9 protein-coding genes are annotated in these 11,775 nt (G+C 68.7%); 8 read left to right on the top strand and 1 reads right to left on the bottom strand.

What is annotated here, in order from left to right:
- Positions 1-109: 109 nt before the first annotated feature.
- Positions 110-1,186 (bottom strand): hypothetical protein, encoded by a 1,077-nt coding sequence (locus ATK36_RS33440; RefSeq protein ID WP_245914577.1) that lies wholly within the window; start codon positions 1,184-1,186, stop codon positions 110-112.
- 247 nt (positions 1,187-1,433) lie between these two features.
- Here ATK36_RS33440 and ATK36_RS09955 point away from each other — a divergent pair, with 247 nt between their 5' ends.
- The 8 genes from ATK36_RS09955 (at position 1,434) to ATK36_RS09915 (ending at position 11,770) form a co-directional block, all read left to right on the top strand.
- Positions 1,434-2,057, top strand: a complete 624-nt coding sequence (locus tag ATK36_RS09955) for a pentapeptide repeat-containing protein (RefSeq protein WP_098510993.1) — start codon at positions 1,434-1,436, stop codon at positions 2,055-2,057.
- 800 nt (positions 2,058-2,857) lie between these two features.
- Positions 2,858-3,811, top strand: coding sequence for a lytic transglycosylase domain-containing protein (locus ATK36_RS09945; RefSeq protein WP_245914576.1), 954 nt, complete (start codon positions 2,858-2,860; stop codon positions 3,809-3,811).
- A 154-nt stretch (positions 3,812-3,965) separates the two neighbouring features.
- A complete protein-coding gene (locus ATK36_RS09940; protein WP_098510990.1) occupies positions 3,966-4,331 on the top strand; it encodes a YegP family protein in 366 nt (121 codons plus the stop codon).
- 131 nt (positions 4,332-4,462) lie between these two features.
- The gene (pstC, locus tag ATK36_RS09935; RefSeq protein ID WP_098510989.1) at positions 4,463-5,476 is read left to right on the top strand and encodes a phosphate ABC transporter permease subunit PstC; all 1,014 of its coding nucleotides are present in this window, start codon (positions 4,463-4,465) and stop codon (positions 5,474-5,476) included.
- Positions 5,477-5,479: 3 nt separating this feature from the next.
- Positions 5,480-6,634 carry a phosphate ABC transporter permease PstA gene (gene pstA / locus ATK36_RS09930; protein WP_098510988.1) on the top strand — a complete coding sequence of 385 codons (1,155 nt, stop codon included), beginning with the start codon at positions 5,480-5,482 and terminating at the stop codon, positions 6,632-6,634.
- Positions 6,631-8,220 carry a phosphate ABC transporter substrate-binding protein PstS gene (gene pstS / locus ATK36_RS09925; protein WP_098510987.1) on the top strand — a complete coding sequence of 530 codons (1,590 nt, stop codon included), beginning with the start codon at positions 6,631-6,633 and terminating at the stop codon, positions 8,218-8,220. The genes pstA and pstS overlap by 4 nt, the downstream gene beginning before the upstream one ends.
- Positions 8,217-10,619, top strand: a complete 2,403-nt coding sequence (locus tag ATK36_RS09920) for a hypothetical protein (protein ID WP_245914574.1) — start codon at positions 8,217-8,219, stop codon at positions 10,617-10,619. Before pstS ends, ATK36_RS09920 begins: the two co-directional genes overlap by 4 nt.
- A 155-nt stretch (positions 10,620-10,774) precedes the next feature.
- Positions 10,775-11,770 carry a substrate-binding domain-containing protein gene (locus tag ATK36_RS09915; protein ID WP_245914572.1) on the top strand — a complete coding sequence of 332 codons (996 nt, stop codon included), beginning with the start codon at positions 10,775-10,777 and terminating at the stop codon, positions 11,768-11,770.
- The last annotated feature ends 5 nt before the right edge of the window (positions 11,771-11,775 follow it).

The raw sequence follows: 11,775 nt of genomic DNA, 5'->3' as shown, positions 1-11,775 counted from the left end.
CGAAAGAGTGATGCGTTCGAACGCGTGTTCGTGCACTCTGGAGGAGTCGGGCGGGTGCACTTGCTCGCAACCGGCCTCAAGACAGGGCGGTGGGTGTGCCGCTTTTGGTTCAGGGGAGGAAACGTGCGAATCCAGGCAGTGTCAGGGTCATGGCGACCGTGGTCAGCCAGTTCAGTATGTCGGGCAAGGGGATCCGGGCGAGCTGTCCGGGCCATTCGTCGGCTGCGGTGGCCAGGACGAGTTCGTTCTCGTCCGGGTGGACTCCGGTCAGCCGCAGGCCTTTCGGCAGATCCGGGAGTGGCAGCACGATCGGCCGGATCCGGCGGGCGAGCCGAGTCGTCCACCGTCCGATGTGGAGTGTGGTGGGCGTCAGTACGACACTGGATTTCTCGATTCCGGCGACGAGAGTCAGGTGTCCCCACCGCGGATGCTTCCGCCACCGCAACCGGAAGCCTTCCGCGTGCGGCGTGGCGATCACGTCCGGCCGGGTTCGGGCGACTCGTTCCCGTACCACGTCTCCGCTCACTGCGATGTGCAGCTCCACCGAGGTGGGCACGACTGCGGGAGAGGGCAGCCCGCGCAATCGCACGTCTTTGGCCCATAGGGTCACGCGGCGCAGCGGAATGCGTTCCACCGCAGGATCAACCGCCGGCTCGGCTGGCGCGGCGGGGCCACGCTGGTCCGAGGCTGGCCGATCTGTGGTCTTCGGCGATGACTGGGTGTCGATACTGGCTCGGTCGCTCGCGGCCGGCGTTTCGTCGGCGACGTTCTCGGGTCGGATACTCGGGGCAGTGGTGGTTTTGCGTGCCGGACCGGAGGTGGCGCCGGATGTTCCGGACATGGACGACCGTCCGGCCGGGTCGTGCTGGTGTTCCGCTGAGGGGGCCGCCGGGGAAGAGGGCGCCGGCCAGTCGACGTCTTCGGCGACGATGCGCACATCGCCGACCCGGCCGGTCGCGAGCCGCAGTGAATCGGCCGGGTAGTCGAGTTCGGTCAGGGTGAGGCCGACCTTGTGGCCCTCCACCGTCGTGGTCAGGCGTCGGCCGACGAGTTGTTCGGTGACCAGGCGAACGGCGGCGGCCGGGGCCGCGGGCACGTTCGGCAGCAAGGCCCGGCTTGCGGCTGCAGCCAGGCCCGAGAGTTCGGGCCAGGGCACCCAGGCGTCGAACCATCGGCTTTCGCTCATCCGGCCATCGTAGGGCGGGCACGATCCGGTCGCTGCCGGGCTGTGGTGTTCGCCGCCGCGTCGCGGAGAGCATTGAACCGGATACGCGTAGGGAAGAACGGGAGGTGGCTGGGGGCAGGGCCGGGCTGCGATGTGCGGTGGTGTCCAGGGCAGCCGGGAATCCTGCTTTCGGGTGAGTGCGGACCGCGTCAGGGCGGCAGCTGCGTTGCCTCCGGACCGTGTCCCGCGCGCAGGTTAGGCTTGGTGGGTGGCTGAACACGATGCGGAGCTGCCCGCGGTCGAGACGGTGGACGAACGTACGTATCGCCGGCAGGACTGGTACGCGGACGAAATTGCCGCGCGGCGCTTCGTGCGGTGTGAGTTCCACGAGATCGACTTCACCGAGGGCGTGACGCGCGGGACGACGTTCACCGACTGCGTGTTCGGGAACGTGCGGTTCAACGCTTCGGGGCACATCGATTCTGCGTTCACCGGGTGCATGTTCACACGGTGCAACCTGTTCGACGCCGAATTCACCGGGTGCAAGCTGATGGGCAGCCGGTTCCGGGAGTGCGACCTGCGGCCGTTGCGTGTGCTCGGTGGGGACTGGTCGTTCGTGGATCTGCGCGGTGCGGATCTGCATGGCGTCACGTTTCAGGGCGTGCGGTTGCGGGAGGTGGATCTCACCGCGGCGAACTGTGCCGGTGCGGTGTTCGCGGACGCGGACTTGTCCGGGGCGGAGCTGCGGGACGTCGACTTCACACGGGCCGAGCTGCGGGGGAGTGATCTTTCCGCACTCGATCCGGTGCGGGCGAAGGTGGCCGGCGCGATCGTATCGCCTGAACAGGCCGCGGTGCTTGTCACGACGTTGGGGATCCACGTCCGCGGGTGAGCCGCGTTCGCCAACGTAGCCGGAGCTGCTCGCGTCGCGGGTGAAGGTTGATGGCACAACTGTCCACAGTGTTCGGTGCGGATCCGTGTGGGCGAAAGGAAGTAGCCGCCGAACACGGCGATGATGCCGACGCCCGGTGCCGGCATCATCGTGTGACTGCGGTTGGTTGACGAGGTCACAGCCACAGGACTCGTCTTCCTCGGCTCGTAACCGCGCCCAGCGCACGATCCGCCTCGGCGGTTTCCGAACCGGCGTGCGTCTCCCCTATCGGGTGGATGGTGGACTGGGTGCTGTTGGTCAATGTCATTCCTGCAGCGGACTCGGATTCTTTACGCCATCGGCATCGTGGACATGCGGAGCGGCGAAGTCGTCAAGGGCAGCGAGGAGTTCACGGTCCCCACGACGGCGAGCCGTACCGGCGTCCGACATCGACATCGGGGGCTCACCCCCGTCGTTCCGAGGCGCGAGTTCGCCCGCGCGGTCGCGGTGGCCGAGGTGACCGTCTCCAACGGTCAGGTCCGCGATGTCCGTTGTTTACCCGTGCGCTCCCGAATGTCCGGGGAGTGCATTTAGAAACGAGTCCGCCAAAGGGCTGTTGTGAGGAGGATGCAGTGCACATGCGTGGGCTACGTCGGTCGGTCTTGGTTCCGCTGCTGGCGCTTCCGCTGGTCGTGCCGACCAGCGGAGTGATCGGCTTGCACGCGGCCGGCCCGCTGGCGGTCCTGCCCGTGAGTGCACCGGAACCCGTTGACAGCCAAGGGAATCCGGTCGGGGTGGACGGTAGCCTGCCGATTACGGTCGTGCCCAGTGAACTCCTCGCCGACCCGGCCGGTCCCGATGCGCCGGCAGGCGCCGCGGGATCGTCCGCCATCCCGCCGTCTGGGCCGCTCGGTATCGCTGCGGCCGCGTTCGACGCATACGTGCAGGCGGCCAGCCGGGCGCCGGCAGGCTGTCACCTGCAGTGGTCGCTGCTGGCGAGCATTGGGCGCATCGAGTCCAACCACGCGCACGGCGGGCAGGTCGACGCGGCGGGGACGACGCTGTCGCCGATCCTGGGGCCGGTACTCAACGGCACGGGTTTCGCGGCGATCGCTGACACCGATGGCGGCAGGTACGACGGCGACAGCCGGTGGGACCGCGCGGTGGGGCCGATGCAGTTCATTCCGTCCACGTGGCGGAGCTACGCCGTGGACGGCAACGGCGACGGCCGTGTGGATCCGAGCAACATCTACGACGCGACGGCTGCTGCGGCCCGCTACCTGTGTGCGGGTGGCCAGGACACCTCGGACCCGCGGCAACGCGCCGAGGCCGTGTTCCGGTACAACCACTCGGACTCCTATGTGGCCACGGTCCTGCTGTGGGCCGACGCCTACGCCCGGAGCGCGCTCCCGGTCGGTCCGACGGGCACGCCGGCCAGCCCGGAAGCGCCGCTCGCGCTGCCCGCACCGGGGGCGATCCAGCTGCCGGTCCCGGTACCGCCTGTCGCGACCACCGCAGTCCCGGTGACCACGAACCCGAGCACGACCATCCCCACGTCCACCGCCACGAGCATCCCCACGGGCACCGAGCCTCGGCCGACGAGTACTCCGCCGCCGGGGAGCACGACTCCGCAGCCGGCTCCGTCCACGACCCCGCCGCCGGTCACGACGCCGCCGGTTACGACGACGGCACCGGCGACCACCGCGACGACGGAGCCGGGCGAGGAGCCTGCCACCGTACAAAACGATCCGGTAACGGCCGCCGCGACCTCGTAACGAAAGACCGGTTCGCCCGATCCGGCAAGATTGCCGCGTTCATCCCTCGTGAATCGGCTCACCACGCGCTGGACGACTGCCATTTCCCCTATGTCCACCAACGCAACGGAATCTTACGCGGCAGGTCGGGGGGCTCTCAGCGAAAAGAGTAGACATGGCAGCCGCCCGTTTTCAGATTTTCCGGGCCGAGTCCGATCGTGTCCTGTGGCGTTTCCTGTCGGCGAACAATCGCAGTATCGCGCGATCGGCCGAGGACTTTCCCGACCCGGGCGCGTGCATGGTGTCGTTGAAGGAACTGATCAGGGTGGTGGACACCGCGAGCATCCTGACCGTGCGTACCGGGCAGGGGCTGTGGCGGTGGCAGCTGCGGGCCGGCTCCGCCGACCTGGCCGTGTCGGGCCGTCAGTACCAACGCCGTATCCGGGCTTCCGACGCGGGTTCGGCATTCCAGGATCTTGCCGGGAAAGTACAGGACGTGGCTGATCTTCGCGCGGTTTCTTTCGACCGCACTGGCACCTAATCTTCGGAAATGCGCCACCGCTGGTCCTGTTCGTCCGTAGTTAATGATCCGGCGGCCAGTTGTCCTCCTTTACTGGATTTCCTTACCCAGTCGTGTGAATCGGCCGTTAAGAGAGTGAGAGGGGTGCGCCGATGACCAGCTTGCTCACGTCGCCGACCCCGCCTGCGGAGAAGGAGTCGCGGCGCCGCGTCGCGCCGCCGGGAGGCACTGACCTCGCCTTCCGCGGACTGCTGCGGATCGCCGGGCTGCTCGTCCTGGTGATCATGGTGACGGTCGGGATCTTCTTGCTGACCAACGGATTCGGTGCGTTGCGCAAGGTCGGGTGGGGCTTCCTCACGACGCAGGCGTGGCAGCCGGACTCGGGCAACTTCGGCATCGCGGCGGTGATCACCGGCACGGTGCTGATCGCCGGCGTCGCCCTGTGCGTGGCGTTCCCGCTGGCCTTCGGGGTGGCGCTGTTCATCTCCGAGTACGCACCGGGCGGGGTGAAGCGGCTGCTGGTCAGCCTGGTCGACCTGATGGCCGCGGTGCCCAGTGTGGTGTACGGCCTGTTCGGCGCCGTTTTCCTGCAGTGGAACCTGCTCGAAGTGCCGCGGTGGATCTCGCAGAGACTCGCGTGGATCCCGCTGTTCACAGTGGACGGATACGACGCGAACGACCCGCTGAGCACCGAGACGGTGTTCGCCAGCTCGACTTTCTTCGCCGGGCTCATCGTCGGCATGATGGTGATGCCGACCGCGTGCTCGGTGATGCGTGAGTCGTTTTCCCAGGCGCCGCCCGGTGAACGGGAGGGCGCGTACGCGCTGGGCGCCACCAAGTGGGGCATGATCCGTTCCGTCGTGCTGCCGTTCGCGCGTGGCGGGATGATCGGCGGGACGATGCTGGCGCTCGGCCGGGCGCTGGGGGAGACGATCGCGGTGTACATGATCATCGCGCCGGTGTTCGCGATCCAGCCGCACATCCTGCAGAGCGGCGCCAACTCGGTGTCCGCGCTGATCGCGCAACAGTGGGGCGCGGCGAGTCCGTTCGGGCTCTCCGCGCTGATGGCCGCGGGCCTCGCCCTGTTCGCACTCACTCTTGTCGTCAACTTCGGCGCGTCGGCGATCATCGCGCGCAGCCGCTCCGGCCGGGAAAGCGAGGCGTGAGTCATGTCCACTGTGGATGGTTGCGAGAGACGCCGCTCGACGGGCACCGCGGATCGCGGCGACGTCGTCGCGCTGATCGGCGCCGGCGCTGCCGCGCTCGCTGTGACGTGGCTGGTGTTCACCCGGCTCGCGCCATTCGGCGGTGTGATCGGATTCCTGGTCATCGCATGGGTCATGTTCCTTGCCCTGTACGGGTTGCTGACCTCGTTCGAGGAGAACGCGCTGACGGTGCGCGACCGGCTGGCCCGCGTGCTCGTGTGCAGCCTGGCGTTCGTCGCACTGGCCGGGCTCATCGTGATCGTCGGCTACCCGCTGGTGCGCGGCATCACGGCGCTGCGGCACCTCAACTTCTTCACCGAGGACATGGCGACCGCCGGCCCGCTCGATCCGCTGACGCAGGGCGGAATTCTGCATGCGGTGGTCGGCACGCTCGAGCAGATCGCGATCGCGCTCGCGATCGTGATCCCGCTCGGTGTCACGTGCGCGGTGTTCCTCAACGAGGCCAGGGGGACGTTCGCCCGGCTGGTGCGCACGGTGACGGACGCGATGACCGCGTTGCCGTCGATCATCGCCGGGCTGTTCGTGTACGCCGCGCTGATCCTCGCGCTGGGACTGGAGCGGTCCGGGCTCGCGGCGGGCTGCGCGATCAGCGTGATGATGCTGCCGATCGTGATCCGCGCGGCCGACGTGGTGCTGCGGATGGTGCCGGGCTCGCTGCGCGAGGCCTCCCTCGCGCTGGGTGCCGGCCAGCTGCGCACGGTCTGGCATGTCGTGCTGCCCACGGCCCGGTCCGGCCTGACGACCGCGGTCCTGCTGGGCACCGCGCGCGGCATCGGCGAGACCTCGCCGGTGCTGATCACCGCAGGCTTCACCGCCTACCTCAACACCGACCCGACCAGCGGCCCGATGATCTCCTTGCCCCTGGCCACCTTCAGCCTCGTCACCTCGCCCGAGGAGGCGATGAAGGCACGCGGGTTCGGTGCGGCGGCGGTGCTGATGCTGCTCGTGCTGGTGCTGTTCGTGCTCGCACGGGTGCTCGGCGGGCGACCCGCGGGCGAGTTGTCCCGCGGGCAGCGGGCACGCCGCGAACGCGCGTCGATGTCGGACCGGGAACGGTTCATCGCGCGCATCAACGAACGGAACGGAGAGGATCAGTGAAGCGCTTCGCCGCGCTGGCGGCCGTGCTCGTGCTGCTGTTCGTCGGACAGCAGCCCGCGATGGCGCAGGGGTACGTGCCGATCAGCGGCTCCGGGTCGACGTGGAGTTCGAACGCGCTCGACCAATGGCGCAAGAACGTCGAGCAGTACGGCATGCGGATCAACTTCTCCGCGACCGGTTCCACGGCCGGCCGCAACGACTTCCGCAACGGTCAGGTCGACTTCGCGGTGTCGGAGATCCCCTACGGCCTCACCGATGGCGGCGTGCTGGACGCGAACCCGGCGCGCGGGTTCGCCTACATGCCGATCGTCGCCGGCGGCACGGCCTTCATGTACAACCTGAAGATCGGCAACACGCGGGTGACGAACCTGCGGCTGTCGGGCAAGACGCTGACCGGGATCTTCACCGGCACGATCACTAACTGGGCCGACCCCGCGATCAAGGCGGACAACCCGGGGCTGGCGCTGCCCGCACGCAAGATCATCCCGGTGGTCCGGTCGGACGGTTCGGGCACCACCGCGCAGTTCACCGCCTACATGGCCAGCGAGTACGGCGGGATGTGGGACGCGTTCTGCCGCCGTGCCGGACGGGCCGCGCCGTGCGGTTTCACCTCCTTTTTCCCGCTGGTCTCGCCCATGATCGGCCAGTCGGGCTCGCTGGGCGTGACCAACTACACCCGGCAGGACCAGAGCGAAGGTGCGATCACCTACGTCGAGTACTCCTACGCGCGCAACGCGGGTTTCCCGATCGCCAAGGTGCTCAACAAGGCCGGGTACTACATCGAACCGAAGGCGCCCAGTGTCGCGGTGGCGCTGCTGGGGGCGGGGATCAGGCCGGACCTCACCCAGGAGCTGGGCGGCGTCTACCACAACAACGATTCGCGCACCTACCCGTTGTCCAGCTACAGCTACATGATCCTGCCGACCACGACGGCCTCTCCTTTTACCCAGGTGAAGGGGAAAACGCTGTCGGACTTCGCCTACTACTTCCTCTGCGAGGGGCAGCAACAGGCGGACAACCTGGGCTATTCGCCGCTGCCGATCAACCTCGTGCAAGCCGGTCTGAATCAGGTGGCGCGGATCCCGGGTTCGACGAAGAAGCCCACGGACATCCGCAAATGCAACAACCCGACGTTCTCGGCGGACGGCACCAACCTGCTCGCCAAGACCGCGCCCTTCCCGAAGAGCTGCGACAAGATCGGCGTGACGCAGTGCACCGAGGGCACCGGCGGCGCCAAGACGCCCACTCCGGTCCGCGGCGGCACCGCGGCCAACGGCAGCGGCACGCCCAACGGGCCCGGCGCGACCAATCCGGACGGGACACCCGCCGGTGACGCGGCACCGGCGGATGCGCCCGGGGCCGGGGGTCCCGCCGCGATCGATCCCAACACGGGCCTGCCGGTGTCCGCGAGCAACGGGTCGTCCGGAGCGCTGGCCCAGCCGGTTTCCCTGAACCTGAAGGACGACGCGACCTGGGCGCTGTTCGCCACCCTGGCCGTCGTGCTGTTCCTCGGCCTGATCATCGCCCCGCCCGTGCTGGCACGGGTGCTGCGGCGCAGAAACTACGTCCATGGGGAGGACCCGTGATCACCCGGATCCTGCGACTGATGCTGGCGGCCGTGCTGGCCGTCGCCGGCGTCGGGCTCGCGCTCGGGCCGGCAGAGGCCGCGCCCGCCGGCACCGCGGTCACCGTCTCCGGCACCGGGGACTTCGCGAGCCTGAAGGTCACGGTCGGCCAGACCACGAACCTCATCAACCAGACCGTGCACCTCAGCTGGACCGGCGGAGCCCCGACCGGACCGGAAGGCAACTTCTACACCAACTTCCTGCAGGTCATGCAATGCTGGGGCGACGACCCGGCCGGGCCCGACCGCGAGCAGTGCCAGTACGGGGGGCTCGCCTCACAGCTCAATCCCGCGTCCGGGGCGTTTCTGCGTAACCGGCAGCTCAGCTACGGCAGCCTGATCGACCCGCTGGAAGACCCGTTCGACCGGACGCCGGGCGCGGCGGCGGTCACGGTGCCGTTCCGCTCGGTGACCGGGGCGACGACGACTTCCCCCGGAGACTTCTTCACGGCCGGCACGACCAACGAGGTACCGCTCGCCAAGACGCGGCTCGATGGCGGTGGCGACCTCGACTTCGAGGTGCAGACCAACACCGAGGCCTACGGTCTCGGCTGTGGCGTGGTGGACCAGACCACTGGGAAACCACGGCACTGCTGGCTGGTGGTGGTGCCGCGTAGCGACAAAGAGGTCAACGGCCAGGTCGCCGGCACCAGCTACACCCACAGCTGGCTCGACTCGTCACCGTTGTCGACCACGAACTGGTCGCACCGGCTTCAGGTGCGGTTGGACTTCCAGCCGGTCGGTTCGGCTTGCCCGCTCGGCGCCGCGGAGCGGTCCACGACCGGGCACGAGTTCATGGCCGAGGCAGTGCTGCGCTGGCAGCCGAAACTGTGTGCCGGCAGTGGGAAGGTCTTCGGCTACACGCAGCTGCCCGACCAGGTGGCGCGGGGAGTGCTGCAGTCGGACAAGCCCGGCCTCAACTTCATCACCGATCCCGTGCCGCCCGGTGAGGCCGCCCGGCCACTGGTCTACGCGCCGGTCGCGCTTTCCGGGCTGTCCATCGCGTTCATGATCGAGCGGCAGTCCGGCGGTTCGGGCAGCGGCGCGGCGCCTTCGGTGTGGCAGCGCGATGGCGAGCAGGTCATGGAGCTGAACCTGACACCCAGGCTGGTGGCCAAGCTGCTCACCCAGTCCTACCGGGGCGCGTTGCCGGGGCCTGCGGACTACCTGGCGGACAATCAGGTCAGTCTCACCCTCGACCCGGATTTCCGGGAGGCCAACGGGGACCTGGCGGACAGTCTCAAGACGATCGCGACCGTCGACGCTCTTGTGTCCACTGTGGACTACGACCAGACCGCAGTGCTGTGGAGCTGGATCAACGCCGATCCGGACGCGCGCGCCTTCCTCGACGGCAAGCCGGACAAGTGGGGTATGACCGTCAACCCCCACTACAAGGGCATGACCCTGCCGGTGCCCACGTTCCCGAAGTCGGATCTTTCCTGCTTTGGCGCCGACCTGACCGAGACCTGCGCCCTCGAACGGCACCCGCTCGCCAACGACATGCACGACGCGGCGCGGGCGGCCAGCCGGGGTGACTCGCTCGGCAAGGAGCCGACCAACCTCCGGAACCCGGACGGCACCAAGAACCTCGCGTCGGTGAGCCGGGATCCGGTGGGGGCTCGCCGCCTCATCGCGATTACCGACACGGCCACCGCGGTGCGCTACGGCCTGCCGATGGCGAAACTGCGGAACTCCTCGGGTGCGTATGTCGCGCCGACCGCCGATGCCCTGCTCGCCGGTGTCGCCGCCATGAAGGACAGCGGCGTCGACGGGGTGAAGGTGCCGAACCCGACTTCGACGGCCGCCGCGGCCTACCCGCTGACGAACCTCAGCTACGCCACCACTGCACCGTCCGCATTGGACACTGCGGCGGGCGCCGACTACGCGAACTTCATCCGCTACGCGGTGGGCGATGGGCAGACCCCGGGTATCGAGCCCGGTCAGCTGCCCGACGGTTACGTGCCGCTGCCGGATGACCTGCGCCGGCAGGCGCGGGACGCGGCGACCAAGATCGCCGGCCTCGCAGGCAAGCCGGTCGGCACGCCGGACCAGGCAGCCGGCGGGGCAGGCAACGCGCCGGGTTCCGGGGGTACAGCGGACAACAGCGGGACATCCGCGCTGGCGGACGCCGGGACCGCCGCCCCGGACAAGGCGGCCGCACCGGCCGGCGGCCCGGGACCGGTGAAGGCGGCTGTCCCCACCAAGACCATCGCGCAGCAGCAAGCCACCCAGTCGAGTCCCACCCCCGCCTCCCCGGTCGGGATCGTGCGCTGGGTACTGGTCGTGCTGCTGGCGGTCGGTGCGCTCGCGGCAGGGGGCGGTCCCGCCCTGCTGCGGCTGAGCGGGCGGAGGGGGAGGTGAGGTGATGCCCCCGGCCGGCCGGGACCAGGAGTGGCAGCTCCCGCCCGCCGGCCAGGCCGGATGACATTCCCGCACGACTCCGGCGCCGCTACCGCGCCGGACGACACAGCCGGGCAACCGCCCGGAGGAATCCTGCTGCGAAAAGGATACTTGAAGTGACAGGAAAACGAAGCAAAGTCCTGGTTGCGGGACTGGTCGCGCTGTCCGCGGTGCTCGCCATGGGCGGCGCCGCGCAGGCCGACCCGTCGGGCACCCCCACCTACCGTGACATCGCCGGCACCGGTTCCGACACCACGCAGGGCGTGATGAACGGGCTGGCGGACGCCATCACCGTGAACGGCACCAAGGTGCTCGGCTCCTACGACGCGGTCGGCTCGACGAACATCACGACCAAGGACCCGGCGACCAACCCCAACTGCACGATCGCGCGTCCGGCCAGCTCCGGGGCCGGCGTGACCGCACTGGTCAACTCGCAGAACGCGGGCAACAACTGCCTGCAGTACGCCCGTTCCTCGGCGAACAACTCGGCGAGCTTCCCGGGTGCGAACCTGACCTACGTGCCCTTCGCGGTCGACGCGGTCACCTATGCCGTCCGCTCGGACAGCTCGATCACCAAGAAGCTGACCACGGCGCAGCTGAAGAGCATCTACAACTGCACCGCGCCGGGTGTCGGCACCACCTACAAGCCGCTGCTGCCGCAGTTCGGCTCGGGCACGCGGGCGTTCTTCCTGCAGAGCCTCGGCCTCACCAACGCGGCCGACTACACGACGACCTTCCCTTGCGTGAAGGACAAGGACGTCAACAACAACCCGATCGAAGAGAACACCGGGACCTACCTGACCGAGCCGGCGAACATCGCGCCTTACTCGATCGCGCAGTACCAGTCCCAGGTCTACGGCGTGGTGGCGGACGTGCACGGCAAGGCCATGCTCGCCACGTTCAACGGCGTCAACCCGACCGACCTGAACACCGCCTCCACGTTCAAGCGGGACGTGTACAACGTCGTGCCGAACGCCGCCCTCACCACGGCCCCGTACAACACGGTCTTCTCCGGCAGCGGCTCGGCCATCTGCGCCAACACCGGCGTGATCACCAAATACGGGTTCGGCATCAACCCGAACTGCGGTGACACCAGCATCCACACCCCCTGATCCGG

The organism is Amycolatopsis sulphurea (assembly GCF_002564045.1).
In the GTDB taxonomy this organism is placed as follows: Bacteria; Actinomycetota; Actinomycetes; order Mycobacteriales; family Pseudonocardiaceae; genus Amycolatopsis; species Amycolatopsis sulphurea.
This window is presented reverse-complemented; position numbering and strand designations above follow the sequence as displayed.